This is a genomic window from Actinomadura sp. ATCC 39365 (assembly GCF_054392275.1).
Genome location: NZ_CP184335.1, coordinates 3,510,162 through 3,534,555, shown reverse-complemented (window position 1 = coordinate 3,534,555; position 24,394 = coordinate 3,510,162). Strand labels below are relative to the sequence as shown.

At 71.3% G+C, this 24,394-nt stretch carries 23 protein-coding genes; 15 read left to right on the top strand and 8 right to left on the bottom strand.

Annotated elements, in window-relative coordinates; genetic code table 11:
- Positions 1–12 precede the first annotated feature (12 nt).
- The 6 genes from ACNF49_RS17590 (at position 13) to ACNF49_RS17565 (ending at position 9,028) form a co-directional block, all read left to right on the top strand.
- Positions 13–909, top strand: coding sequence for a haloalkane dehalogenase (locus ACNF49_RS17590; RefSeq protein ID WP_357965697.1), 897 nt, complete (start codon positions 13–15; stop codon positions 907–909).
- Between the two features lie 64 nt (positions 910–973).
- Positions 974–3,322, top strand: coding sequence for an AAA family ATPase (locus ACNF49_RS17585; RefSeq protein ID WP_357965700.1), 2,349 nt, complete (start codon positions 974–976; stop codon positions 3,320–3,322).
- 83 nt (positions 3,323–3,405) lie between these two features.
- Positions 3,406–4,389, top strand: a complete 984-nt coding sequence (locus ACNF49_RS17580; protein WP_357965703.1) for an ABC transporter permease — start codon at positions 3,406–3,408, stop codon at positions 4,387–4,389.
- Complete coding sequence (locus ACNF49_RS17575) at positions 4,389–5,288, top strand: ABC transporter permease (protein WP_482944360.1); 900 nt, start codon at positions 4,389–4,391, stop codon at positions 5,286–5,288. The genes ACNF49_RS17580 and ACNF49_RS17575 overlap by 1 nt, the downstream gene beginning before the upstream one ends.
- On the top strand, positions 5,285–7,315 hold the full coding sequence (locus tag ACNF49_RS17570; protein ID WP_482944359.1) for an ABC transporter ATP-binding protein: 2,031 nt from the start codon (positions 5,285–5,287) through the stop codon (positions 7,313–7,315). Before ACNF49_RS17575 ends, ACNF49_RS17570 begins: the two co-directional genes overlap by 4 nt.
- Before the next feature lie 261 nt (positions 7,316–7,576).
- Positions 7,577–9,028: an ABC transporter family substrate-binding protein gene (locus tag ACNF49_RS17565; RefSeq protein WP_482944358.1), complete on the top strand. Its 1,452-nt coding sequence runs from the start codon at positions 7,577–7,579 to the stop codon at positions 9,026–9,028.
- Positions 9,029–9,035: 7 nt separating this feature from the next.
- Here ACNF49_RS17565 and ACNF49_RS17560 read toward each other — a convergent pair whose 3' ends face one another.
- A complete protein-coding gene (locus ACNF49_RS17560; protein WP_482944357.1) occupies positions 9,036–9,668 on the bottom strand; it encodes a LysE family translocator in 633 nt (210 codons plus the stop codon).
- Between the two features lie 70 nt (positions 9,669–9,738).
- On the opposite strand from ACNF49_RS17560, the gene ACNF49_RS17555 reads away from it, so the two are divergent.
- The gene (locus ACNF49_RS17555; RefSeq protein WP_482944356.1) at positions 9,739–10,836 is read left to right on the top strand and encodes a winged helix DNA-binding domain-containing protein; all 1,098 of its coding nucleotides are present in this window, start codon (positions 9,739–9,741) and stop codon (positions 10,834–10,836) included.
- A 10-nt stretch (positions 10,837–10,846) separates the two neighbouring features.
- Here the strand turns inward: ACNF49_RS17555 and ACNF49_RS17550 are convergent, their stop codons facing one another.
- Positions 10,847–11,098, bottom strand: coding sequence for a metallothionein (locus ACNF49_RS17550; RefSeq protein ID WP_352326656.1), 252 nt, complete (start codon positions 11,096–11,098; stop codon positions 10,847–10,849).
- Between the two features lie 79 nt (positions 11,099–11,177).
- Entirely contained in the window at positions 11,178–12,284 is a 1,107-nt protein-coding gene (locus ACNF49_RS17545) for an MFS transporter (protein ID WP_482944355.1), read from the bottom strand.
- Positions 12,285–12,363: 79 nt separating this feature from the next.
- Here ACNF49_RS17545 and ACNF49_RS17540 point away from each other — a divergent pair, with 79 nt between their 5' ends.
- The 3 genes from ACNF49_RS17540 (at position 12,364) to ACNF49_RS17530 (ending at position 13,842) form a co-directional block, all read left to right on the top strand.
- Positions 12,364–12,822: a hypothetical protein gene (locus ACNF49_RS17540; protein ID WP_352326658.1), complete on the top strand. Its 459-nt coding sequence runs from the start codon at positions 12,364–12,366 to the stop codon at positions 12,820–12,822.
- Positions 12,823–12,913: 91 nt separating this feature from the next.
- The gene (locus ACNF49_RS17535; RefSeq protein ID WP_482944354.1) at positions 12,914–13,360 is read left to right on the top strand and encodes a carboxymuconolactone decarboxylase family protein; all 447 of its coding nucleotides are present in this window, start codon (positions 12,914–12,916) and stop codon (positions 13,358–13,360) included.
- A 308-nt stretch (positions 13,361–13,668) separates the two neighbouring features.
- The gene (locus ACNF49_RS17530) at positions 13,669–13,842 is read left to right on the top strand and encodes a hypothetical protein (RefSeq protein ID WP_357965718.1); all 174 of its coding nucleotides are present in this window, start codon (positions 13,669–13,671) and stop codon (positions 13,840–13,842) included.
- 73 nt (positions 13,843–13,915) lie between these two features.
- Here ACNF49_RS17530 and ACNF49_RS17525 read toward each other — a convergent pair whose 3' ends face one another.
- Together ACNF49_RS17525 and ACNF49_RS17520 are read right to left on the bottom strand one after the other, a co-directional pair.
- The gene (locus ACNF49_RS17525; RefSeq protein ID WP_357965719.1) at positions 13,916–14,536 is read right to left on the bottom strand and encodes a pyridoxamine 5'-phosphate oxidase family protein; all 621 of its coding nucleotides are present in this window, start codon (positions 14,534–14,536) and stop codon (positions 13,916–13,918) included.
- A 34-nt stretch (positions 14,537–14,570) separates the two neighbouring features.
- The gene (locus tag ACNF49_RS17520) at positions 14,571–15,089 is read right to left on the bottom strand and encodes a winged helix-turn-helix transcriptional regulator (RefSeq protein ID WP_482944353.1); all 519 of its coding nucleotides are present in this window, start codon (positions 15,087–15,089) and stop codon (positions 14,571–14,573) included.
- 46 nt (positions 15,090–15,135) lie between these two features.
- Here ACNF49_RS17520 and ACNF49_RS17515 point away from each other — a divergent pair, with 46 nt between their 5' ends.
- Entirely contained in the window at positions 15,136–16,479 is a 1,344-nt protein-coding gene (locus tag ACNF49_RS17515) for an MFS transporter (RefSeq protein ID WP_482944352.1), read from the top strand.
- Between the two features lie 12 nt (positions 16,480–16,491).
- On the opposite strand, the gene ACNF49_RS17510 is transcribed toward ACNF49_RS17515, so the two are convergent.
- Positions 16,492–17,577, bottom strand: a complete 1,086-nt coding sequence (locus ACNF49_RS17510; protein WP_357965727.1) for a PrsW family intramembrane metalloprotease — start codon at positions 17,575–17,577, stop codon at positions 16,492–16,494.
- 75 nt (positions 17,578–17,652) lie between these two features.
- The gene (locus tag ACNF49_RS17505; RefSeq protein ID WP_482944351.1) at positions 17,653–18,858 is read right to left on the bottom strand and encodes an amidohydrolase; all 1,206 of its coding nucleotides are present in this window, start codon (positions 18,856–18,858) and stop codon (positions 17,653–17,655) included.
- A 117-nt stretch (positions 18,859–18,975) separates the two neighbouring features.
- On the opposite strand from ACNF49_RS17505, the gene ACNF49_RS17500 reads away from it, so the two are divergent.
- The 3 genes from ACNF49_RS17500 to ACNF49_RS17490 are packed head-to-tail and all read left to right on the top strand — an operon-like array spanning position 18,976 to position 20,362.
- Entirely contained in the window at positions 18,976–19,431 is a 456-nt protein-coding gene (locus tag ACNF49_RS17500; RefSeq protein WP_358004067.1) for a hypothetical protein, read from the top strand.
- A 29-nt stretch (positions 19,432–19,460) separates the two neighbouring features.
- Entirely contained in the window at positions 19,461–19,859 is a 399-nt protein-coding gene (locus ACNF49_RS17495) for an ester cyclase (protein WP_482944350.1), read from the top strand.
- Positions 19,860–19,912: 53 nt separating this feature from the next.
- Positions 19,913–20,362 carry a pyridoxamine 5'-phosphate oxidase family protein gene (locus ACNF49_RS17490; RefSeq protein WP_357965737.1) on the top strand — a complete coding sequence of 150 codons (450 nt, stop codon included), beginning with the start codon at positions 19,913–19,915 and terminating at the stop codon, positions 20,360–20,362.
- Here the strand turns inward: ACNF49_RS17490 and ACNF49_RS17485 are convergent.
- On the bottom strand, positions 20,310–21,713 hold the full coding sequence (locus ACNF49_RS17485; protein ID WP_482944349.1) for an MFS transporter: 1,404 nt from the start codon (positions 21,711–21,713) through the stop codon (positions 20,310–20,312). The genes ACNF49_RS17490 and ACNF49_RS17485 overlap by 53 nt on opposite strands.
- A gap of 134 nt (positions 21,714–21,847) precedes the next feature.
- Between ACNF49_RS17485 and ACNF49_RS17480 the strand changes: the two genes are divergently transcribed.
- The gene (locus ACNF49_RS17480; protein WP_482944348.1) at positions 21,848–24,373 is read left to right on the top strand and encodes a glycosyl hydrolase family 18 protein; all 2,526 of its coding nucleotides are present in this window, start codon (positions 21,848–21,850) and stop codon (positions 24,371–24,373) included.
- Positions 24,374–24,394: the final 21 nt, after the last annotated feature.

Genomic DNA, 24,394 nt, shown 5'->3' with positions numbered 1-24,394 from the left:
GAGTTTTGTTCTATGCGGACCCTGCGCACCCCCGAAGAGCGTTTCGCGAGCCTGCCCGACTTCCCCTACGAGCCCCGCCACGCCGACCTGCCGGACGGCCTGCGCATGGCCTACGTCGAGGCCGGCCCCGCGGACGGCGAGCCGGTCGTCCTGCTGCACGGCGAGCCGAGCTGGTCCTTCCTCTACCGCCACGTCATGCGCGAGCTGGCCGCGGCCGGGCTGCGCGCGATCGCCCCCGATCTGATCGGCTTCGGCCGCTCGGACAAACCCGTGGACCCCGCCGAGCACACCTACGCCAGGCACGTGGAGTGGACCCGCGCGCTGCTGTTCGACGCGCTGGCCCTGGACCGCGTCACCGTCGTCGGCCAGGACTGGGGCGGCCTGATCGGGCTGCGGATCGCCGCCGAGCACCCTGAGCGCGTGGCCAGGATCGTGGCCGCCAACACGGGGTTGCCCTCGGGTGACATTCCCATGCCCGACGTCTGGCACCGCTTCAAGGACACCGTCGCCGGCGCCCCCACGCTGGACATCGCCCGGCTGGTCCAGGCGGGCTGCCGGACGCGCCTCAGCGACGAGGTGCGGGCGGCCTACGACGCGCCGTTCCCGGACGAGTCGTACAAAGCGGGCCCGCGCGCCCTGCCCGGACTCGTGCCGATCACGCCCGACGACCCCGCCGCGCCCGCCAACCGCGCTGCCTGGCAGATCCTCACCACGCTCGACCGCCCGTTCCTGGTGGCCTTCTCCGACGGCGACCCCATCACCGGCGGCATGGCGCCCATCATGCTCAAGGCCGTCGCGGGCACGGCCGGGCTGTCCCATCCGGTGATCGCCGGCGCCGGCCACTTCCTCCAGGAGGACGCCGGCACCGAACTCGGACGTCGGATCGCCCTTTTCGTGACCTCCACCTAGCGTGTCAGGCCCGCCCAATCGTCGGTCGGGTGCGGTATAACCGGGGGCGGACCGGGGAGGCGTGATGCGTGAGTCCGACAGGGCCCAGGCCGCGGGGCGGGCCGCGGCGCGGGATCTGTTCGAGCAGGTGAGACTGCGTTATTTCCAGATTCCCCCCGCCGTGCGCCGGGTGCTCTACGCCGTGCTGCTCATCGTCGTCATGGGCGTGGGCGCGGCGCTCGGCTGGGATCTGCTGAAGACGTTCCCCCTCGTCCTGCTGGCCCTCGCCTTCGTGGCGCTGACCATGCGCTTCCCGCGGGCCGCCGCGACCGCGCTGGTCGTGGCCGGCTGGGTCGTGGTGGCGCTGCCGCTGTTCTCCTGGCTCTTCCCCCCCGGCTCCATGGCGCTGCACGCGATGGTCGGGCTCGCCCTGCCCGTGGCCGCCGCCGCCCACCTCATCCGCTGGGTCACGCCGTGGGTCACCACGCTGGCCGCGCTCGTGTCGGCCGGGGTGCTGGCCTTCGGGCTCTCCTTCGTGTCGGCCGCCGTCGCGCTCTGGGGCGCCTGCCTGGCGGCCGTCGTCGTGCTGGCCCACCGGTTCCTCCAGGCGCGCCGGGCCAAGGCCGAGCTGTCGGCCGAGGAGCAGCAGGTGCGTGTGCGCGCCCGCGAGGGCCGGCCCGAGCCGCAGGCCGACAAGGCGGGCGCGCCGCCGCAGATCTCAGTCGAGGAGGCGCTGGCCGAGCTGGAGGGCATGATCGGGCTGGCGCCGGTCAAGGAGCAGGTCCGCTCGATCGCCGCCTCCATCGAGGCCACCCGGCTGCGGGCCGAGGCCGGCTACACCGCCGAACGCCCGACCAGGCACTTCGTCTTCGTCGGCCCGCCGGGCACCGGCAAGACCAGCGTGGCCCGCGCGCTGGCCAAGATCTTCTACGCGTTCGGCCTGCTGGAGACCCCCTACGTGGTCGAGGCGCAGCGGGCCGACCTGGTGGGCGAGTTCCTGGGCGCGACCGCGATCAAGACCAACGAGCTGGTCGACCGGGCGCTCGGCGGCGTGCTGTTCGTCGACGAGGCCTACAGCCTGGTCAACTCCTCCGACGGCCAGCCCGACAGGTTCGGCGCCGAGGCCGTCCAGACCCTGCTCAAACGGGCCGAGGACGACCGCGAGCGGCTGATCATCATCCTGGCCGGCTACGAGCAGGAGATGGCCTCGTTCCTGTCCAGCAACCCGGGCCTGGCCAGCAGGTTCGCCACCCGGGTGCGCTTCCCCAGCTACTCCGCCCCCGAGCTGGCCGAGATCACCGAGGTGCTCCAGCGGCGCCGGGGCGACACGATGGCCCCCGACGCCGGGCGCGCCCTGCTCGGCCTCTACGAAGACGTCCAGCGGCGCGGCCTGGTCGACGAGCTGGGCAACGCCCGGTTCGTGCGCAGCCTGGTCGAGGCCGCCGCGCAGGCCAGAGACGTGCGCGTGGTGGGCGCCGGCGGCACCCCGACCACCCACGACCTGGTGACCACCACCACGCCCGACGTGACCAAGGCGTTCGAGGAGCTGACCGCCCGCTTCCGCGGCTACGTGGCCACGCCCACGCTGGAGGAGGCGCTGGCCGACCTCGACACGATGGCCGGTCTGGAGCCGGTCAAGCGGCAGGTGCACGCCATCGCCGCCCAGCTCCAGGTGGCCCGCATGCGGCAGGAGCGCGGGCTGCCCACGCCGCCGCAGATGCGCCACTTCGTCTTCGCCGGGCCGCCCGGCACCGGCAAGACCACCGTCGCGCGGGTGCTCGGCCGCGTCTTCGCCGCGCTCGGCCTGCTGGCCAGGCCCGACGTCGTCGAGGCCCACCGGGCCGACCTGGTCGGCCAGCACCTCGGCGCGACCGCGATCAAGACCAACGAGCTGGTCGACCGGGCGCTCGGCGGCGTGCTGTTCATCGACGAGGCCTACAGCCTGGTCAACCCCGGCTACGCGGGCGGCGACGCCTTCGGCTCCGAGGCCGTCCAGACCCTGCTCAAACGGGCCGAGGACGACCGCGACCGGCTGGTCATCGTGCTGGCCGGCTATCCGCGCGAGATGGACTCCTTCCTGGCCACCAACCCCGGCCTGGCCAGCCGGTTCAACCAGCGCGTGGCCTTCCCCAGCTACTCGCCGCGCGAGCTGTCGCAGATCGCGGTGCTGCTGGCCGGCAAGGCCGGCGACAGCTTCGACGAGCAGGCCCTGCGTGACCTCGACGAGGTGTTCGCCTGGGTGTGCGAGGAGCGGCTGATCGACGGCCTGGGCAACGGCCGCTTCGCCCGCTCGCTGTTCGAACGGGCCGCGATGCGCCGCGACGTGCGCCTGGCCGCCCATGCGTCGGGCGGCGGGTCGGCCAGCGCAGCCGACCTCACGACGATCACCAGCGACGACGTGCGCACCGCCGTGGATGAACTTTCCGGACGTTAACCCCTCTTTGGCATTTCCCCGCGCCACGATGCTGCTGCCTGTAGCAGTATGACTACCTATCGTGCGCATCCGGGAGGGGGACGATGGCGGGGTTCCTGGCCCGCAGGCTGCTCAACTACGTGGTGCTGGTCGGCGTGGCCGCGAGCCTGGCGTACCTGCTGGCCGCCGGGGCGCTCGACCCGCGTTCCAACTACGCCGACCGCACCCCGAAACCGCCGCCCGCCGTCGTCGACGCCCAGCTCACCGCGCTCAACCTCAACGACAAGACCCCGCTGCTGCAGCGCTACGCCACCTGGGCCGCGGGCGTGCTGCACGGCGACTTCGGCAGGACGGTCACCGGCTCGCCGGTCAACGACGACCTCAGGCGGCGGATGGGGGTCACGTTCCGGCTGGTCATCCTGGGTCTGCTGTTCGGGAGCCTGCTGGGGGTGCTGGTGGGCGCGTACGCGGCGGTGCGGCAGTACGGCTGGTTCGACCGGCTCTCGACGGGCCTGTCGTTCGTCGTGCTCGCGGTGCCGGTCGTGGTGCTGGCCAACATGCTGATCCTGGCCGCCGCCTGGGCCAACGACAACCTCTTCGGCCGCCAGGTGCTGCTGGTCAGCGGCGAGTACAGCGTCGGCCTGGAGACCGGGTTCTGGGGTTACGTGCTCGACCGGCTGCAACACCTGATCCTGCCGACGATCTCGCTGTCCGTCGGCCTGGTCGCGGTCTTCAGCCGCTACCAGCGCAACATGATGCTCGACGTGCTCGGCGCCGACTTCGTCCGTACGGCCAGGGCCAAGGGGCTGAGCAGGGGCCGGGCGCTGACCCGCCACGCGCTGCGCACCGCGCTGATCCCGGTGGCCACCTACTTCGCCTTCACGTTCGGCACCCTGCTGACCGGGGCCACCTTCACCGAGAAGATCTTCGGCTGGCACGGGCTGGGCGAACAGCTGATCAACTCGATCTTCACCAACGACGTCAACACCGTGGCGGCGATCTCCTTCCTGGCCGCCGTGGCCGTGCTGTGCGCCGCGCTCGCCTCCGACCTGCTGCACGCCGCGCTCGACCCCAGGGTGCGGGCGTGATGACGCTCTCCGAGGAGGAGCTGGCGGAGGAGCTGACCGGCGACCTGGGCCGGGCGCCGTCGCGGCTGCGGGTGGTGGCCTGGCGCTTCTTCCGCTCGCCGCAGGGGCTGGTCGGGTTCGCGGTGCTGGCGCTGATGTTCCTGCTGGCGTTCGTGGGGCCGCTGTTCAGCCCGTGGTCCTACACCGACAAGGACTTCACGGCGTTCCTGCAGCCGCCCTCGCCCCGGCACTGGTTCGGAACGCTCCAGACCGGCGCCGACGTCTACGCGGTGACCCTGCGCGGCATGCAGAAGTCGCTGATCGTGGGCCTGCTGGCGGCGCTGGTGTCCACGGCGGTCGCGGCGGTGGTCGGCGCCTTCTCGGGCTATTTCCTGGGCTGGACCGACCGGGCGCTGAGCTGGGTGACCGACCTGCTGCTCGTGCTGCCCGCGTTCCTCATCCTGGCGATCATGTCGCCGCTGTTCGGGGCCGGGCAGTGGGTGCTGTTCGTGGTCATGCTGGCGCTGTTCCTGTGGATGGTGACCTCGAAGATCGTCCGGGGGATGACGATCTCGCTGAAGGAGCGCGAGTACATCCAGGCCGCCCGCTTCATGGGGGTGCCGCCGGTGCGGATCATCTTCCGGCACGTGATCCCCAACCTGTCCTCGCTGCTCATCGTCGACGCCACGCTCAACGTCAGCGCGGCCATCCTGACCGAGACCTCGCTGTCCTACTTCGGGTTCGGCATCCAGCCGCCCGACGTGTCCTTCGGCACGCTGATCGCCGACGGCTCGCGCACGGCGGTCTACGCGCCGTGGACGTTCTGGTTCGTGGCCGGGCTGCTGGTGGTCACCGTGCTGGCGGTCAACCTCATCGGCGACGCGCTGCGCGACGCCTTCGACCCGGCGGCGCGGCGATGAGGCCGGCGGCGAACCCCGTCCTGGAGGTCAGCGACCTCCACGTGTCCTTCGGCGACGTGCGTGCGGTGCGCGGGGTCAGCTACTCGGTGAGCCCGGGTGAGGTGCTGGGCATCGTGGGCGAGTCCGGGTCGGGCAAGTCGGTCACCTCGGCCGCGGTCATGGGCCTGCTACCGCCGAGCGCCCGGGTCACCGGGTCGGTGCGCCTGCACGGCAAGGAGCTGATCGGCGCCTCCGAGCGGGAGCTGACCCGCTTCCGCGGCAAGACCGTGTCGATGGTGTTCCAGGACCCGCTGTCGGCGCTCACGCCCGTCTACCGGGTGGGCGACCAGATCGCCGAGGCCGTCCGCATCCACCAGCGGGTGACCAAGGAGAACGCCGCGGTCAAGGCCGTCGAGCTGCTGGAGCTGGTCGGCATCCCGTCGCCGAGCGAGCGCGCGCTCGCCTTCCCGCACGAGTTCTCCGGCGGCATGCGGCAGCGCGTGATGATCGCGATGGCCATCGCCAACGACCCCGACGTGATCATCTGCGACGAGCCCACCACCGCGCTCGACGTGACCATCCAGGCGCAGGTGCTGGAGGTGCTGAAGAAGGCCCAGCGGGAGACCGGCGCGGCGATCATCATGATCACGCACGATCTCGGCGTGGTGGCAGGCTTCGCCGACCGCGTCCTGGTCATGTACGCCGGGCGCCCGGTCGAGATCGGCGACGTCGACGACATCTACTACCGGATGCGCATGCCGTACACGGCCGGGTTGCTGGCCTCGATCCCGCGGGTCGACCGCGGCGGCCGTCAGCCGCTGCTGCCGATCGCCGGGAACCCGCCCTCCCCCGCGGCGCTGCCGCCGGGCTGCCCGTTCGCGCCGCGCTGCCCGCTGAAGATCCACGAGTGCGACGCGGCCGAGCCACCGCTGTTCGAGGTGGCGACGGGCCACCGGGCGGCGTGCATCCGCTGGGAGGTCGTACGCCCCCAGGGCCCCGGCCGCCACGCGGCCGGTGAGCCCGTCGCCCCCGCGGTCCGCGCCGAGCAGCCGGTGCTGGAGGTCGACGGCCTGGTCAAGGACTACCCGCTGCTCAAGGGGGCGCTGTTCAAGCGCAGGGTCGGCACGGTGCACGCGGTGGCCGGCGTCAGTTTCGACATCCGCCGCGGCGAGACGCTGGGCCTGGTCGGCGAGTCGGGCAGCGGCAAGACCACCACGCTCACCCAGATCCTGGAGCTCGTCCCGCCGCAGGAGGGGCGCGTGGTCGTGCTCGGCCGCGACACCGCCCGGCTGGACGGCGCAGGGCGCACCGCGATCCGGCGGGACATGCAGGTCGTCTTCCAGGACCCGATGGCCTCGCTCGACCCGCGCATGACGGTCTACGACATCCTGGCCGAGCCGCTGCGCACCCACGGGGAACGCCGGCCGGGCCGGCGGGTGGGCGAGCTGCTCGCCCTGGTGGGCCTCGACCCGGCGCACGCCGCCCGCTACCCCCAGGACTTCTCCGGCGGCCAGCGGCAGCGCATCGGCATCGCCAGGGCGCTGGCGCTGGAGCCCAGGCTGCTGGTGCTGGACGAGCCGGTCTCCGCGCTCGACGTGTCGATCCAGGCGGGGATCATCAACCTGCTCGGCTCGCTGCGGTCCAGGCTCGGGCTGTCGTACCTGTTCGTCGCGCACGACCTGGCGGTGGTGCGGTACATCGCCGACCGGGTGGCGGTCATGTACCTGGGCAGGATCGCCGAGATCGGGCAGGTCGACGCGGTCTACGGGGCTCCGGCGCATCCGTACACGCAGGCCCTGTTGTCGGCGATCCCGCTGCCCGACCCGGCGCGCGAGCGCGTACGCGAGCGCATCCTGCTCGAAGGCGATCTGCCCAGCCCGGCCCACCCTCCGACCGGCTGCCGGTTCCGTACCCGCTGCCCGAAGTTCCGCTCGGTGCTCACCGACGACGAGCGCGCGCTCTGCGTGGGCGTCGAGCCCGAGGTGCTGCCGGTGGCCGACGACCAGGGGGCGGCCTGCCATTACGCCGAGAGGCTCGACGTCGTCTAGATCAGGAGGAATGCGCTCGATGAAAGCTTCACGTCTTGTCGTGGCCGTCGCCGTGACCGGCTCGCTGTCGCTGGTGAGCTGTGGCGGCGGCGGCTCGGGGGCGGCTCGGCGAGCGGCACGGAAGGCGCGCACAAGACCATCAAGGCCTTCGACATCAACCCGCAGCCGCGCGACAAGGTCAAGGACGGCGGCACGCTGCGCTGGGGCATCAACGAGTTCCCCACCCAGTGGAACAGGAACCACGTCGACGGCAACCTGGCGATGGCGGCCGTGATCAGCAACGCGTTGCTGCCCTCGCCGTTCGTCTCCGACGAGAAGGCGGAGATCACCGTCGACACCGACTACGTGCTCGACGCCAAGGTCACCGACCAGAGCCCGAAGCAGGTCGTCACCTACACGCTCAATCCCAAGGCCAGGTGGTCGGACGGGCAGCCGATCACCTGGGCCGACTACCAGGCTCAGTGGCAGGCGCTCAACGGGCGCAACCCCGAGTTCCACATCGTCTCTGCCACCGGCTACCAGGACATCGAGAAGGTCGAGCGGGGCAAGGACGACCACGAGGTGAAGGTCACCTTCACCAAGCCGTTCGGCGACTGGCAGTCGCTGTTCGGGCCGCTGCTGCCGGCCGCCACGAACCGGACCCCGCAGGCCTTCAACACCTCGTGGCTGAACAAGATCCCGGTGACCGCCGGGCCGTTCAAGTTCAAGGGCTTCGACCAGACGGCCAAGACGATCACGATCGTCCGGGACGACGCCTGGTGGGGCAACCGGGCCAAGCTCGACCAGATCATCTACCGGGCCTCGGAGCAGGACTCACTGATCGGCGCGTTCAGCAACGGGGAGCTCGACCTCATCGACGTCGGGCCGTCGGCGCCCGACTACGCGCGGGCCAGGGCCACGCAGGGCGCCCAGGTACGCCAGGCCGCCGGGCCCGACTTCCGGCACTTCACCTTCAACGGGTCGAGCGAGCCGCTCAAAGACGTGAACGTGCGCCAGGCCATCCAGCTCGGCATCAACCGGCAGGCCATCGCGCAGTCCGACCTGCAGGGGCTCGACTGGCCGATCGCGCTGCTGAACAACCACTTCTTCATGAACACCCAGGAGGGATACCTGGACAACGCCGGAAATCTCGGCGTCTACAACCCCGAGCGCGCCAAGCAACTGCTCGACGCGGCCGGCTGGAAGCTGAACGGGGCCGTCAGGCAGAAGAACGGGCAGCCGCTCGACCTGCGGTTCGTGGTGCCGTCGGGGGTGCAGCTCAGCAAGTCGGAGGGTGAGCTGGCCCAGAACATGCTGGCCCAGATCGGGGTGAAGCTCACCATCAAGGCGGTGCCGAGCGACGACTTCTTCACCAAGTACGTCATCCCCGGCAACTTCGACATCACGCCATTCGCCTACATCGGGACGCCTTACCCGATCTCGAGCAGCTACGGGATCTACGCGAACTCGGCGAACGGCAAGACCTGGAACGCCAACTTCGGCCGTACCGGCTCGCCGGAGATCGACCAGGCCATGGACAAGGCGGCCCAGAACCTCGACCCGGCCGGGGCCCGCACCCAGACGAACGAGGCCGACGGGCTGATCTGGAAGCTGGTCAACGTCCTGCCGCTCTACCAGCGTCCGCAGAACGTGGCGGCCAAGCAGACGCTGGCCAACGTCGGCGCACGCGGCTTCTACGACCTGCGCTACGAGGACATCGGCTTCACCGGCTGACCGGCGCTCAACGCTCCATGGCCAGCTTCACGCCGAGCCCGACGAAGATGCCGCCCGTCGCCGTGTTCACCCGGCGGCGGGCGACGGCACTGCGGCGCAGCCATCCGCCGATGCGCCCGGCCAGCACGCCCACCGCGCCGTCCACGACGAACTCGAAGGCGATCAGGACGGCGCCGAGCACGGCGAACTGCAGCCACATCCGGCCCAGCCCCGGATCGACGAACTGCGGGAGGAAGGCGACGGTGAAGGTGACCATCTTGGGGTTGAGCAGGTTCGTCAGCAGACCGCTCAGGTAGGCCCGGCGACCGGACATCCCGGTGCCCGGCTCGGGCATGTCGCTCACCCCGCCCTTGCGGTCCCGCAACATCCGCACGCCCAGGTAGATCAGGTACGCGGCGCCGGCGATCCGTACGACGGTGAAGGCGACCGGCACGGCCGCGAAGAGCGCGGCCAGCCCCGCGGCGGCCACGGCGACGTGGATCGCCTCGCTGGTCGCCACCCCGGCCGTGGCCAGCAGCCCGGCCCGGGGGCCGCCCCTCATCCCGCAGCCCAGGACGAACAGCATGTCAGGGCCGGGGGTGATCATCGCCACGATGGTGGTGACCGCGAACAGCGCGAGAAGGTGACCGTCGAGAGGCATGCTTGATCTTCTCATATCCCCCTTTTCGCCCAATGTGCGAATTGTCGGCGGGAGGCGGTAAAAGTGACGCATGACGATGGAGCTCACCTGGCCGCAGATCCTCACCTGGCGGCTGCGCAGGCAGTTCGTGGCGGCGGCCGACGGGCCGGACGCGGTGTCGATTGCCCGCCGGCTGTGCGGGGTGCAGGCGCAGGTCGCCTCCTCGGCCCAGCTCGCGGTGGCGGTCAGGAGCGCCCGGCCCGACCCCGGTGAGATCGACCGGGCCCTGTGGAGCGAACGCGCCCTGGTCAAGACCTGGCTCATGCGCGGCACCCTCCACCTGGTGCCCGCCGACGAGCTGGCCGGCCTGTGCGCGGCCCTGAGCACGCTGCGCTTCTGGGAGAGGGGCTCCTGGCAGCGCGGCCACGGCGTGACCGCCGCGGAGATCGAGGCCGTCATCGAGGCCGTCCCCGAGGCGTTGAAGGGATCGCCGCTGACCCGCGAGGAGCTGGTCGACGCGATCGTGGCGCTGACCGGCGACGCCCATCTCCGTGAGGCGCTGACGTCCGGCTGGGGAGCGCTGCTCAAGCCGCTGAGCCGGCTGGGCGAGCTGTGCTACGGGCCGCCCCGCGAGGGCAAGGTGACCTTCACCGCGCCGCGGTCGTGGGTCCCGGGCTGGCCGGGGGCGCTGCCCGACCAGGAGGAGGCCGGCGTGCGGGTGCTGCGGGCGTTCCTGGGAGCCCACGGCCCGGCCACGCCGGAGATGTTCGACACCTGGCTGTTCGGCGGGGTGGCCAGGAAGGCGGTGCTCAGGGCGTGGGTCAAGGGGCTGGCCCCGGAGCTGGTGGAGGTCAGGGCCGACGACGGCACGACCCTGTACGCGCTGGCCGAGCACGCCGACGACCTGGCCGCCACCCGCCCGTCGGAGGAGGTCCACCTGCTGCCGGGCTTCGACCAGTTCATCCTGGGGGCGCCGCGGACGCTCGCCCCGCTCGTCCCGCCGCCGCTCAAGCCCAAGGTCAGCCGCCAGGCGGGCTGGATCTCGCCCGTCGTGGTGCACGAGGGCCGGGTGGCCGGTGTGTGGGAGGCCAAGAACGGCGCCATCACCCTCGACCTGGCCGCGCCGGTGCCTCAGGACGCGCTCGACCGCGCCCTGAGCCGCATGCGGACGCTGCTGGCCCCGGCCTGACGCCGTCCGGTCAGGCGGACGAGCTCGCCATCACCCGGTCGACGATGCCCTTGTTGCCCTCCTCGCGGGCGCAGTGGGCGCAGCAGTACCAGTGCTCGCCCGACTGGACGCCGTGCCCGATGACCTTGGTGCCGCAGTGCTCGCAGATCGGCGCCATGGCCTCGATCGCGCACTGGAAGCAGTCGAAGGTGTGCACGGCTCCCTGCGCGTGCACCTCGAAGGCCATGTCGTAGTCGTTGCCGCAGTTGTCGCAGACGGCCATGGTGATCCCCTCTTCACGTCCGAATCACCTGGGGCAATACCCGGAACCATGGTGCGCTTTCCCCAACAAAACGCCATATTCACGCCGAGTCACCCTCGATGATGACGAACCGTACGAGCAACGGCAGCCCCAGGAGGCTGAGCGCGGCGAGCGCGACGGGCAGCCCGAACGGTCCGGTCAGCCCCGCGACCAGCAGCGGGCTGACGACGAACCCGGCGTAGGAGACCATGGAGACGCCCCACACCAGCGTCCCGGTCGGGTCGTCGGCGGCCGAGCGGCTGAGCAGCGCGGGCACCAGCGGCCCGAGCGCCAGCCCGGTCAGGGCGAAGCCCGCCATCGACAGCGGCACGCCGTCACCGAGCCCGGCCAGGCCGATCCCGGCCGCGCCGCCCACCCCGGCGACCAGGTACAGCGCGCGCAGGGGCACCGGAGGCAGGGTGTGCGCGGCGAGCCGGCCGGCCGTGAGCGCGGCCATGTAGACCGAGGGGGCCAGGCTCGCCGTGAGGGGCGTGGCGCCTCTGTGCTCCTCCAGCAGCAGCACCGACCACTGCTCGACCGCGTTCTCGATCACCAGCACGCATCCGGCCAGCGTCCCGAGCAGCAGCGCGACGCTCCACAGCCGGCGTCCCGCGTGGTGGTCGCCGGAGGGGGCGGCCCGGCCGCGGCCCACGGGCAGGGCGGGCAGCGACAGGGACGTCGCCGCCACCAGCACCGCGATCACCAGCAGCACGGCCCGGACGTCCATGCCGAGCGACCGGGCCAGGCCGGTGAGCGGGGCGGCCACGATGACCGCGAGCGGGAAGGCCGCGTGCACCGCCTGGAAGAGCCGCCGGCCGCGCTCGCGCTCGACGCGTCCCGTGGTCAGGTTGAGCGCCACGTCGAGCGCCCCGCTGGCTGCGCCGAGCAGCAGCAGCCCGGCCACGAGCGGCCAGTACGCGGTGACCGCGGCCAGGCCCGCCACGGTCAGCCCGAACAGGACGGTCGCCGCCATGAGGGCATGGCGCTCGCGCCCGCGGGCCAGCCGGCCGGTCAGCGCCATCGCGGGCAGGGCTCCGACGGGCACCGCGCCCAGCGCCGCGCCGAGCTGCGCCGCCGAGACGCCGAGCTCCTGCTTCACGGCCGGCAGCAGAGCCGCCCAGGACCCCCAGAACACCGCCCAGACGGCGGACACCGCGATGAGCGGCATTCACCAACCCCCTTGAATTGCGGTCAAGTCTCGGTAAAGATCGACGACGTCCTTAATGTCCCCCGCCGAAGGGAAAATCGTGCTGACGCGAACGGTCATCGCGGCCGGACTGGTCGCCGCCGGTATCGCCGCCACCCCCTCCTCCGCCTACGCCGCCTCCGCGGCCGCCGCCCCCGAGACGCCCGAGCGCGTCTGCGGCGCGGGCTACCACCGGGTGCAGGACGGCCACCGCGCGATGAAGACGCGCGACGGAAAGGTGCTCGGGCACGTCTACCTCATGTACAACAAGCGCGCCGGGAAGAACTGCGTTGCGGCCATCAAGACCGCCTTCCGCGGCACCCCTACGGTCACCGGCGCCTCCATCGAGGTCCGCGGCGGCGGCCGGAGCGAGGACGTGCAGCGTTACCGCTTCTACGCTGAGACCGGCCACATCGACGGTAGCTGGAAGTGCGTGAAGTACGCGGGCTGGACGCGCACCCCGGACAACCGTGTCGAGGCGTGGGGCGGCCGCGGCTCGTGGGGCAACTGCCGGGGCTGAGACGGATCCCGTCCGCCCCGCCCGGAGCTGTCACATCGCGCCGGGCCGCCTCGTCCTGTGTCATGGAAGCGACGACACAGGGAGGACCACCATGACCCAGCGCATCGACATCGCCAAGCTCGCCCCGGAGGCGTACCGGGGGTTCCTGGCGGTGGAGGCGTACATGCACGGCAGCGACCTGCCCGCGGCCACGATCGAGCTGGTCAAGCTGCGGGCCAGCCAGATCAACGGCTGCGGCTACTGCGTGCACATGCACAGCAGTGACATGAAGAAGGCCGGGGAGAGCGACGAGCGGCTGTGGTCGGTCGCCGCCTGGCGGGAGGCCACGGTCTTCACCCCGGCCGAGCGGGCGGCGCTGGCGCTGACCGAGGAGGCGACCCGCCTGGCCGACCGCGGCGAGGCCGTGCCGGACGAGGTGTGGGAGCAGGCGGCCGAGCACTATGACGACAAGCAGCTCGCCGCCCTCGTCGTCTCCATCGCGATGATCAACGCCTGGAACCGGGTCGGCGTGACCGCTCGCCTGGTTCCGGGGACGTGACGGGGGCGCACCAGCGCGAGGCCGTAGAAATGCGTTGAGCGGCCCCGGGGGCCCCGGTTAGGTTGACGCGCAAGGCGGGTGGCAGCACCCGCCGAGCCGCCGTCAGCCGGCGGCGGCCCGGAAGGGGGAAGACCGTGAAACGTGTCAGAGTCCCGAGATCGACGGTCAGCAGGCGTCCGCATCCGTCGGCCGAACCGGATCTACGCACCCCGTCGGGGCGAAAGTTGCCCTATTAGCTACCCTTTACAGCGAACTTACGGCTGTATCGGTAGATAACAGAGGTAACAGAAACATCACGGGGGGCTCACATGAAGAGGCTTGCGGTGGTGCCGCCGCACATCGCCAGGCACAAGATCCGCGACATCCGGGCGGCGGTCCGCCACAGAAGGACCGAGGCCACCGACCCGAAGGTGGTCGACCTGCGGGCCTACAGCGGCCGGAACGTGATCCGCTTCCCCGGCGGACCGACACCAGCCGCCTGACCCGCACGAACCCGCACGAACCACCGCACCGCCGAGGCCCGACGTGACCGGCTCCCCCGCCGGCCGTCCGGTTTCAGCCGTAGAGCCTCTTGGCGTAGGACTCGCCGTAGTACGTCTCCAGTTGCTCCAGCGTCTCCTCGACCACCTGCAGCTCCTTGATCAGCCTGGCGTGCGAGGGCAGGACGGACGGGTTCCACGAGTCGGGCGCCCAGACCTGCGAGCGCATGAACGCCTTGGCGCAGTGGAAGAAGATCTGCTCGATCTCCACCACCAGGGCCAGCCGCGGCCGGTGACCCTTGACGATCATCTCGTCGAAGAACGGCGCCTCGCGCACGAGCCGGGCGCGGCCGTTCACGCGCAGGGTCTCGTTGCGGCCCGGGATCAGGAAGATCAGGCCGACGTGCGGGTTCTTCAGCACGTTGTGGAACCCGTCGGCCCGGCGGTTGCCCGGACGGTCGGGAATGGCGATCGTGGTGTCGTCGATGACGTGGACGAACCCGGCCGGGTCGCCCTTGGGCGAGACGTCGCAGTTGCCCTCGGCGTCGGACGTGGCGATCAGGCAGAGCGGGGAGGCCGCCAGCCAGTCGCGGTCACGCGCGTGCAGCCGGACGCGCTCCTTGGTCACGGCCCTCGGCATCACCTCGCCCAGCAGTTCCCGCAACTCCTCCTCGGACCCGATCTCCGCCCAGCTCATCTGATCTCCTTTCGGGGGTTACCGCCCGATTTTGTCAGGTGATCGGAGCAAGCATCCTGTGGGGTGCCCGCAGCAGCACGCTGACCGGATCGTCCCGGTTGTCCGTCAGGCCGGGGCCGGGGCGCACCTCGATCTCCTCCAGCCCGACGGCCGTGCCGCACGACGGGCACCGGGACACGGGGTCGATCCGGGTGCCGCAGGCGGCGTGGTGGAACAGGCGGCGTGGGCCGGCCCCGCCGAGGTTGCGCTCGCCCCACTGGGACAGGGCCAGCATGGGGACCCACAACTCGCGGCCTGTGGCGGTCAGGACGTACTCGTCGCGGGGCGGGTTGTCCTGGTAGCGGCTCCTGGCCAGCACGCCGGCCTCGACCAGCGCCCCGAGCCGCTGGGACAGGACCGCCCTCGGGATGTCGAGGTGAGCGAGGAAGTCGCCGTAGCGGCGTACGCCGTACATGGCGTCGCGGACGACCAGGAGCGTCCACCGTTCGCCGATCACTTCCAGGGCCCTGGCCAGCGAGCAGTCCTGGCCTTCGTAGTTCTTGCCGAGCGCCATGGATCCCATGTTAGTTCATTCACCGAACCGTGATACGTTGCGCCGCATGAGTTCAGTGACCGAACTGACCCGGGTGCGGCCGGGCACGCTCGCCGTGGCGTCCTCGGCGCCCCTGCTGGTGCTGACGAACTACACGGTGCCGATGGTGACGTTGCCGCAGACGGCCGCGTCCTTGGGCGCCGGGCCGACGGGGCCGGTGTGGATGCTGGGCGGCATCTCGCTCGGGCTGTCGGCGCTGCTGCTGGTCTCCGGCGGGCTGGCCGACGACCACGGGCGCAGGCGGGTGCTGGTGTGGGGGTCGGCCGTGCTGGCCGCCGCCGGGGTGGCGGCCGCGCTGAGCACGTCGGTGCCGGTGTTCGTGCTGGCCAGGCTGGCGCAGGGCGGGGCGAGCGCGGCGATGCTGGCGGCCAGCCTGGGCATCGTCGGCCACGCCTTCCCCTCGGGCGCCGAGCGGGTGCGGGCCACCGGGCTGTACGGCGCCATGATCGGGCTGGGCACCGCGCTCGGCCCGCTTGCCTCCGGCGCGCTGGCCACGGCGGTGAGCTGGCGGGCGGTCTACTGGGTGTTGTCGGCCGCCGCGCTCGCCCTGGCGGTGGCCGCGGCGCGGCTGCTGGCCGAGTCGCGCTCCCCCGCGCCGCGCCGGTTCGACGTGCCCGGCGTGGTGCTGCTCAGCCTGGGCGTGGGGGCGCTGGTCGCGGGGGTCACCGAAGGGCGTGCCGGGTGGGGGCGTCCGGTGGTGATCGGGGCGTTCGCGCTGGCGGCGCTGCTGGTGGCGGCGTTCGTGTCGGTGGAGCGCCGGCGACCGGAGCCGCTGCTCGACCTGGAGCTGTTCGGACGGCCGGTGTTCCTGGTCGCCACCGGCGGCGCGCTGGTCGTCGGGGCGGCGGTGGTGGGCCTGCTCAGCTACCTGCCGACCGTGCTCCAGACCGCGCACGCGCTGACGCCGCTGCAGACCGGTCTGCTGTTCTGCCTCTGGTCGGGCACGTCGTTCGCGGTGTCGCTGATGTCCCGGCTGGTACGCCTGCGCACCGCCGCCCGGCTGGCCCTCGGCCTCGGCCTGACCGCGCTCGGGTTCGCCGGCCTGCTGGGCGTGGGCGGCTCGCTTGACCTGCCGCTGGTCATGGCCGGACTGGTGGTGAGCGGCGCCGGGTCCGGGCTGATCAACTCCTCGATCACCCACCTGGCCATCGAGAGCGTGCCGGCCCACCGGGTCAGCATGGGGTCGGGCGCCAACAACACCGCCCGGTACGTCGGCTCCTCCCTGGGCGCGGCCGGCGTGGCCGCGGTCGTCGGCGCGTTCGGCGTGGACCGGGGGGCGACGGTCGCGGTGGCGGCCTGCATCGTGCTGGCGGCGGTGACGGCCCTGGCCGCCGTGCTCACCCGCCCCTGAACCCGGCCCCGGCTACCAGCGCCGGGCGTGGGCCATCGAGGTGAGCAGGGCGTCGCGTTCCATGGCGAACCTGGCCGGGTCCATGCCCTGCCGTTCGGCCCGCAGGTGCAGCACGGTCAGCTCGGTCGCCGCCTGCTGGTAGTCGCTCATCGCGCGGCCGAGCCCGGCGCCCCTGGCCCACCTGCGGGCCGCCTTGCGGGCCTTGAGCGTGCTGAGCATCTTCAGGTCGTCCGCCGTGACCAGGCCGGTCTGGCCGTAGCCGGGCAGGTAGACGCCCATCTTCGAGACGAGCTGGCGGCGTTCGACGACGGTGACCACGATGAGCAGGACCAGCGCCACCATGATCACCAGGTACGCCGTGCCCAGCCAGGCCAGCGACTGGGTGGAGGCGGCGCCGTTCCAGAGCCCGTGGAGGACGACCGCGCCCAGGTAGCCGAGCGGGATCGCGGCGAACCTGGCGGGCGTGCGGCGGGTGAGCGCGTAGGCGACGCCGAGCCCGATCATCGAGGTGTAGATGGGGTGGCCGAGCGGGTCGATCAGCCCCCTGAGCACGAACAGCCGGACCGCGGCGCCGGTGCCGTCCTGGCCGAACGCGATCAGGTAGTAGCCGATGTTCTCCACGGCGGCGAAGCCGAGCCCCGCCATGGAGGCGTAGACGATGCCGTCGGTCAGGCCGTCGATCTCCTGCTTCCTGCGCAGGAGCAGCAGCAGCGCCGACCCCTTCAGCGCCTCCTCGATGACCGGGGCCAGGAACACGGTGCCGACGTCGTTGACGAGCTGGGCGCCGTACCCGGCCCGCAGGAACAGCGCCTGTCCGGCCAGCGTCAGCCCGACGCCGAGCACGATCGCCAGGCCCGCACCCCACGCGAAGGCGAAGGCGAGGTGCAGCTTCGGCTCAGGCTCCAGCCGGTCGAGCGAGAGCACGGCGGCCAGCAGCACCGGCAGCGGCGCCAGCCCGAGCACCGCCGACAGCCCGAACCCGACCGGCCCGCCCTTGTGCAGCATGAGACCGAGGACGATCAGCGCGAGGACGCCTGAGACCACCAGTCCGATCAGGAGCGCCTTGCTGGGTCTCTTGGCGAGCTGCGGAGCTGTCATGGGGGGCGCCTTTCTCCGACTCAGTGCACCTACTATGAGCGTTCCCGGCCGTCGCACACTTGACAGACGCCTACATCACCGTGACTCGCGGTAATAGGGATCGGCCACGACGGATTCCCCGTCCACGTAGGAGTACACCTCACGCCCGGCGATGAACACCCTCAGCGCCCGGCTCATCACGTCGAGCGGATCGCCCGACCAGACCACCACGTCGCCGTCGAGGCCGGGCCGCAGCGAGCCCACCCGGTCGTCGAGGCCCATGATGCGGGCCGGGTTGACGGTGATCGAGCGCAGCGCGGTGTCCCGGTCGAGCCCTTCCTTGACGGCGAGGGTGGCCTGGTGGACGAGGAAGTGGATGGGCACCACCGGATGGTCGGTGGTGATCGCCAGCTCGACCCCGGCCCGCGCGAGGATGCCCGGGTTGCGCAGGGCGCGCTGCCGCAGCTCGACCTTCGACCGGCTGGTGAACAGCGGGCCGATGATGACCGGCACGTTCCGCTCGGCCAGCGTGTCGGCCAGCAGGTGACCCTCGGTGCCGTGGTTGAGGATCAGCCGGTGGCCGAACTCGTCGGCCAGGCGCAGCGCGGTGGCGATGTCGTCGGCGCGGTGCGCGTGCTGGCACCACGGCAGCTCGCCGTCGAGCACGCGGACCAGGATCTCCAGCGTGCCGTCGCGGTCGAACGGCTTGTCCTCGCGCTCGGCCGCGGCCTTCTTCGCCTTGTAGTCCTGCGCCTTCATGAGGGCGTCGCGGATCACCGCGGCCACGCCCTGCCGGGTGGAGGGCAGCTTCTTCTGGTCGCCGTAGACGCGCTTGGGGTTCTCCCCCAGCGCGCTCTTGACGCTCACCGGCTCTCTGACCAGCATCTCATCGACCGACCTGCCCCAGCATTTGACCGCGACCGTCTGGCCGCCGATGGGGTTGCCGGAGCCTGGCTTGATCACGACCGTGGTGACGCCGCCGGACAGCGCGTCGGCGAAACCCTGGTCGGCCGGGTTGATGGCGTCGAGGGCGCGCAGCCGGGCCCCGTTGGGGTCGGTCATCTCGTTGGTGTCGTTGCCCGCCCAGCCCTCGGCCTCCTCGTACACGCCCAGGTGGCCGTGCGCCTCGACGAAACCGGGCAGCACCCAGCCGCCGTCCGCGTCCACGACGATGGCGGAGTCGGGGATGCGTACGTCCCGGCCCACGGCGACGATCTTCCCGTCGCCGACCAGGACGGTGCCGCCCTCGATGGGGTCTCCGTCGACCGGCACGACGTATCCGTTGATGATGGCGAGAGTCATGGCGGAAACCTACCGTTGCCACGCTTTCGCCGGTAAAGCCTGGACCGATAACCATTTTTCGGGCATGCTTGTCGAGATCTTCAGTCAAGGCCAATCGAAAGGGACGTACTGGTGCGCATGCCCGCAAAGGCAATCCTTCTGACGGCAGCGATCGGCCTCAGCGGCGTCATGGCGACCCCGGCCGGCGCGACCGCCGCACGTAGCCCGGAGAGCATCTGCGGCTCCGGCTTCTGGATCGTGAAGGGCGGCACGCAGCCCGTCAAGACCTCCAGCGGCCGCCGGTACGGCACGGTCTACCTGCTCTACAGCCGCAGCAGCGGCGAGAACTGCGTGGTGACGGTCAAGTCCAGCTTCGTCGGCACGAAGACCCCGATGAGCGCCATGCTGACCGTCCAGCCCAAGGGCAAGAAGGTGGTCGAGCGCATCGACAGCGGCAAGTTCGCCTACTACGCCGGCCCGGTCAAGTACTACGCCGCCAACGCCTGCGTGAAGTTCTGGGGCTCGATCAAGCCCAACGGCCACGACCCGGCGGTCGCCGGTGGCGGCCGGCAAGCGTGGGGCAACTGCACCTGATCGCGGCTCGCGTGGGTAGGGATGACGCCATGCTGACCGAACTGTACGAGCGCTGGCTGCTCGAACTGTGGAACGGCGACTTCCCCCTCGCGCACGACCTGGTGACCCCCGGGTTCGTCGGCCACTGGCCCGGCACGGACGTGCACGGCCCCGACGGGCTGATCGAGGCGATCCGCCAGGGCCACGAGCCGTTCGACGACGTCCGGGTCACGCTCGACGTGGGCCCGGCCGTCGACGGCGACCTGATCGCCGCCCGGTGGACGTTCACCGGCGCCTACCGGGGCGGCCTTCCCGGCGCGAGCGCCCCGCCGGGCACCCTCGTCTCCTTCTCCGGGCACGACCTCCTGCGTGCCACGGACGGACGATTCTCCGAATACTGGGTGATCTCCGACGTCCAGTCGTTCTCCCGACAACTCGGGATAGGCTGACATCTTCGCATCACGACGGGGGTCGAAGGATGTCACAGGAGGCAATGGGGGCAATGGGCGCACAGCCGCTGGAGCTGCCCGAGGAGGACCTTTCGGCGCTGCTCGCCGGCCAGCGCTTCGGCGCGCTCGCCACCAACGGCGGCGGCCGTCCGCAGTTGTCCACGGTGGTCTACACCTGGGACGCGCCGCGGCGGGTGGTGCGGATCTCGACCGTCGCCGACCGGCTCACGGTGCGCCGCCTGCACAAGGACCCCCGCTGCGCGCTCTACGTCGCCAGCGACGACTTCGGCTGCTACGCCGTCGCCGAGGGCGAGGCCGAGCTGTCCCCCGTGAGCGACCGGCCGGGTGACGAGGTGGGCCTGGAGCTGCTGGCCATGCAGCCGTCCTTCGGTGACGCCGCGGGCGAGCTGGCGTTCCTGCACCGGATGGTCGCCGACCGCCGGCTGGTGGTCAGGATCCGGGCGAGACGGCTCTACGGGGCCCTGCTGCCGACGCCTTCCTGACCGCGCGCCGCCAGTTGTAGGCCACCATCGCAACCACCAGCAGGATCAGCGCCAGGTCGATGGCGGCCGACCAGCGCATGGCCCGCGCGTGGTGGCCGCCCTCGGCGACCGCGAAGTAGACCGCCCCGATCACCGCGACGCCGCCCGCGCCGGCGAACTGCTGCGCCGTGCTGAGCACGCCCGACCCGATGCCGGCCTGGTACGGCGCGACCTCCACCAGCGCCGCGCCGATGAGCCGCGGCAGGACCAGGCCGTTGCCCGAGCCCACGAGCATGAGCGCGACCATGACGCACGGCAGCCCGCGCCCGGCCCCGGCCACCAGCAGCGCCAGCCCCAGGGCGGTGACCAGACCGCCGATCATGACGACGACCAGCCCGTACCGGCCGACCAGGCGGGTGCCCAGCAGCGAGGTCACGGTGAACAGCACGCCCATCGGCGCGAATGCCAGGCCCGCCTGGAACGCGGTGAGCCCGAGCCCGCTCTGCAACAGCAGCGTCAGCGTGAACATGAACGAGGCGAAGTACGCCATGAACGCGACGATCGCCCCGACGCCCGCCAGGTAGGAGTGGACCTTGAGCAGGCCGAGGTCGAGCACCGGCTGCCCGCCCCGGGCGGCCAGCGTCCGCTGCCACCACCAGGTCAGCGCGAACACCGGCGCGCTCGCCGCCATGGCGGCCCACGTCCAGACGGGCCAGCCCAGGCTGTTGCCGAGGCCGAGCGGCACCAGCAGCAGCGCCAGCCCGGCGGCCAGCCCCGCCGCGCCCGGCAGGTCGAACGCGACGGGCTTGTGCGGGTCGGCCTCGGGCAGCAGCCACCGGGCCAGCGGCACGACGACCAGGCCGACCGGCAGGTTGATCAGGAAGATCACCCGCCAGCCGAGCCCGAACACGTCGGCGGTGAGCAGCAGGCCGCCGAGCACCTGGCCGGCGATGGAGCCGAGGCCGCCGGCGGCGCCGTACCAGCCGAGGGCGCGGCCGCGGCGCTCCGGCGGGTAGACGGCCGAGATCATGGCCAGCACCTGGGGCACCATGACGGCTCCGGCCAGGCCCTGGAGCAGGCGGGCGGCGACCAGCCAGGCGGCGCCGGGCGCGAGGCCGCACAACACCGAGGCGACCGTGAACCCGGCCACGCCGAGGACGAACAGCCGCCGGTAGCCGTAGCGGTCGCCGAGCCGGCCGCCGGTGATCATGCCGGCCGCGTACGTGAAGGCGTACCCGGCCACGATCAGCTCCAGGGCCGCCGGACCGGCGCTCAGGTCGTGCTCGATGGCCGGCGCGGCCACGTTGACCACGAAGAAGTCGAACTGGGCCATGAACCACGCCGACAGCAGGACCGGCAGCACCCCTCGCATCTTGTCAGGCTAGATCAGACAGGCTCTTGCAAGTTGAGTGGGAGGGGCTTACGATCCGCGTAATTGTTAGGAAACTTTCTTTAAAGAAAGGTCCTTGACGTGCGCCGATTAGTCACCCCCTGATCGCCGTTCTCGTGATCATCGGCATGTGCACCCTTCCCGCACAGGCCGCGAGCCGGCTCATCGCCACGTTCTCCCTCTCCGGGAACACCGGCACCTTCCTGGTGAGCAACCCGGGCACGACCGCCGTCAGCGGCTGGTCGATCGTCTTCGAGCTGCCTTCCGGGGTCACCGCGAGCAACCCCCAGAACGCCACCATCCGCCAGAACGGCACCAAGGTGACGCTCACCCCCGCTTTCTACATCAACAACGTGCAGGCGGGGAAGAACACCGAACCCTACAGCCCCAAGGTCACGCTGAGCTCGGCCGTCCAGCCGACGAGCTGCCTGATCAACGGCGCCAACTGCGACGGCACCGGCGGTGACCCGCCGGCCAAGCCGCCGGTCAGCGCCACGTACGACGTCAGCGGCACCTCGGCCAAGTTCATCGTCGCCAACAACAGCACCACCGCGCTGAACGGCTGGTCGATCGTCTTCGACCTGCCCGCGGGCGTCACCGCGAGCAACGCCTCGAACGGCTCGCTCACCCAGAGCGGACGGACGGTCACGCTGACCCCCGTCCACTACAACACCACCGTGAACGCGGGCGCGACCACCGAGCCCTACAGCCCGAGCTTCACCGTGAGCACGGCCAACGCCGAGCCGACGAGCTGCCGGATCAACGACGTCAACTGCGACGGCACCCCCGACGCGCCGCCCGGCGCCCCCGGGAACCTGCGCTCGCCGGTCAAGACCACCAAGACCGTCTCGCTCGCCTGGGACGCCGCCACCCAGGGCAGCCTGCCCATCGTCGGGTACGAGATCTACAACGGCTCCGCCCTGGCCGCCTCGGTCACCGAGACCTCCGGCACGGTCTCCGGCCTGACGCCGAACACCGAGTACACGTTCACCGTCAAGGCCAAGGACCGCAAGGGCACCCTGTCGGCCGCCTCGGCGCCGCTGAAGGTGACCACCCGCAACCCGGCCGACGACTCCCAGGCGCCGTCGGTGCCGTCGGGCCTGCGCAGCACGGCCAAGTCGTCCAGCAGCGTCACGCTGTCCTGGACGGCCTCCACCGACAACACCGGCGTGGCCAACTACGACGTCTTCGTCGGCTCGACCCTGGCCACGACCGTCACCGGCACGACGGCGGTCGTCTCCGGCCTGTCCCCCTCGACCGAGTACTCCTTCACGGTCAAGGCCCGCGACCTGTACGACAACCTCTCGGCCGCCTCCACCCCGGTGAAGGTGACGACGTCGGACATCGTCGAGACCGGGTACGCCCGCGTCGGCTACTTCGTCCAGTGGGGCATCTACGGCCGGCAGTACTTCGTCCGCAACCTCGACACCACCGGGGCCGCGGCGAAGCTGACCCACATCAACTACGCCTTCGCCAACATCGACCCCAAGAACCTGACCTGCCTGCAGGGCGTCACCAAGGGCACCACGTCCGACCCGCAGGACCCGAACCAGGGCGACGGCGCCGGTGACGCCGAGGCCGACTACGGCAGGCCGTTCAGCTCCGCCCAGTCGGTCGACGGGGTCGCCGACACCGGCTGGGAGAAGCTGCAGGGCAACTTCAACCAGCTCAAGAAGCTCAAGGCGAAGTACCCGAACCTCAAGGTGCTGATCTCGCTCGGCGGCTGGACGTACTCCAAGTACTTCTCCGACGTGGCGGCGACCGACGCCTCCCGCAAGAAGTTCGCGGCCTCCTGCATCGACACCTACATCAAGGGCAACCTGCCCGACTACAACGGCAAGGGCGGTCCGGGCACGGCCGCGGGCATCTTCGACGGCATCGACCTCGACTGGGAGTGGCCGGGCGCCGAGGGGCACGCGGGCAACCACATCGGCCAGAACGACAAGGCCAACAACACGCTGCTGATCGCCGAGTTCCGCCGCCAGCTCGACGCACTGACGACGACGACCGGCAAGCGGTACCAGCTCACGGCGTTCACCCCGGCCGACCCGGCCAAGATCGCCGCCGGCTGGGACCTGCCCGAGGTCGCCAAGTCGCTGGACATCTTCAACGTCCAGGGGTACGACTTCCACGGCGCGGGCAGCGACAACTCCTGGGAGCCGAACCGCACCGGCCACCAGGGCAACCTGTACCTCGACGCGGACAGCCCGTACAACCCGGACTTCAGCGTCGAGAAGGCCGTGGACGTCTACCTCCAGGCCGGCGTCAACCCGCGCAAGCTGACCATCGGCCTGGCCTACTACGGCCGCGGCTGGCAGCAGGTGACCGACGGCGGCAAGGCCGGCGAGTGGCAGGACGCGCACGGCGCGGCTCCCGGCCAGTTCCAGGAGGAGGCGGGCACGCGCGGCTACAGCAACCTGCTCGCCATGGTGCCCGGCTGCACGGTCCGCCACGACGAGGTCGCCGTCGCCACCTACTGCTACACCGGCAACAACGGGCAGTGGTGGACGTTCGACGACGCCTGGTCGATCGGCAAGAAGACGGCCTGGCTGAAGAGCAAGGGCCTGCTGGGCGCGATGATCTGGGAGATGTCCGGCGACCCGGGCGTCCTCACCACCGCGCTGGACGCCGGGCTGAGGTGACCCCGGCCTGGTAAGACCTGA

Excerpts from the sequence above, each read along its gene's own strand:
- ACNF49_RS17520 (WP_482944353.1), bottom strand. The coding sequence starts at position 15,089 with ATGGCGCTCGGCAAGAACTACGAAGGCCAGGACTGCTCGCTGGCCAGG.
- ACNF49_RS17545 (WP_482944355.1), bottom strand. The coding sequence starts at position 12,284 with ATGCCGCTCATCGCGGTGTCCGCCGTCTGGGCGGTGTTCTGGGGGTCC.
- ACNF49_RS17580 (WP_357965703.1), top strand. The coding sequence starts at position 3,406 with ATGGCGGGGTTCCTGGCCCGCAGGCTGCTCAACTACGTGGTGCTGGTC.
- ACNF49_RS17505 (WP_482944351.1), bottom strand. The coding sequence starts at position 18,858 with ATGACTCTCGCCATCATCAACGGATACGTCGTGCCGGTCGACGGAGAC.
- ACNF49_RS17585 (WP_357965700.1), top strand. The coding sequence starts at position 974 with ATGCGTGAGTCCGACAGGGCCCAGGCCGCGGGGCGGGCCGCGGCGCGG.
- ACNF49_RS17510 (WP_357965727.1), bottom strand. The coding sequence starts at position 17,577 with ATGACAGCTCCGCAGCTCGCCAAGAGACCCAGCAAGGCGCTCCTGATC.
- ACNF49_RS17550 (WP_352326656.1), bottom strand. The coding sequence starts at position 11,098 with ATGGCCGTCTGCGACAACTGCGGCAACGACTACGACATGGCCTTCGAG.
- ACNF49_RS17530 (WP_357965718.1), top strand. The coding sequence starts at position 13,669 with ATGAAGAGGCTTGCGGTGGTGCCGCCGCACATCGCCAGGCACAAGATC.
- ACNF49_RS17560 (WP_482944357.1), bottom strand. The coding sequence starts at position 9,668 with ATGCCTCTCGACGGTCACCTTCTCGCGCTGTTCGCGGTCACCACCATC.
- ACNF49_RS17555 (WP_482944356.1), top strand. The coding sequence starts at position 9,739 with ATGACGATGGAGCTCACCTGGCCGCAGATCCTCACCTGGCGGCTGCGC.
- ACNF49_RS17490 (WP_357965737.1), top strand. The coding sequence starts at position 19,913 with ATGGGCGCACAGCCGCTGGAGCTGCCCGAGGAGGACCTTTCGGCGCTG.
- ACNF49_RS17500 (WP_358004067.1), top strand. The coding sequence starts at position 18,976 with ATGCCCGCAAAGGCAATCCTTCTGACGGCAGCGATCGGCCTCAGCGGC.
- ACNF49_RS17535 (WP_482944354.1), top strand. The coding sequence starts at position 12,914 with ATGACCCAGCGCATCGACATCGCCAAGCTCGCCCCGGAGGCGTACCGG.
- ACNF49_RS17525 (WP_357965719.1), bottom strand. The coding sequence starts at position 14,536 with ATGAGCTGGGCGGAGATCGGGTCCGAGGAGGAGTTGCGGGAACTGCTG.
- ACNF49_RS17485 (WP_482944349.1), bottom strand. The coding sequence starts at position 21,713 with ATGCGAGGGGTGCTGCCGGTCCTGCTGTCGGCGTGGTTCATGGCCCAG.
- ACNF49_RS17515 (WP_482944352.1), top strand. The coding sequence starts at position 15,136 with ATGAGTTCAGTGACCGAACTGACCCGGGTGCGGCCGGGCACGCTCGCC.
- ACNF49_RS17590 (WP_357965697.1), top strand. The coding sequence starts at position 13 with ATGCGGACCCTGCGCACCCCCGAAGAGCGTTTCGCGAGCCTGCCCGAC.
- ACNF49_RS17575 (WP_482944360.1), top strand. The coding sequence starts at position 4,389 with ATGACGCTCTCCGAGGAGGAGCTGGCGGAGGAGCTGACCGGCGACCTG.
- ACNF49_RS17565 (WP_482944358.1), top strand. The coding sequence starts at position 7,577 with ATGGCGGCCGTGATCAGCAACGCGTTGCTGCCCTCGCCGTTCGTCTCC.
- ACNF49_RS17570 (WP_482944359.1), top strand. The coding sequence starts at position 5,285 with ATGAGGCCGGCGGCGAACCCCGTCCTGGAGGTCAGCGACCTCCACGTG.
- ACNF49_RS17495 (WP_482944350.1), top strand. The coding sequence starts at position 19,461 with ATGCTGACCGAACTGTACGAGCGCTGGCTGCTCGAACTGTGGAACGGC.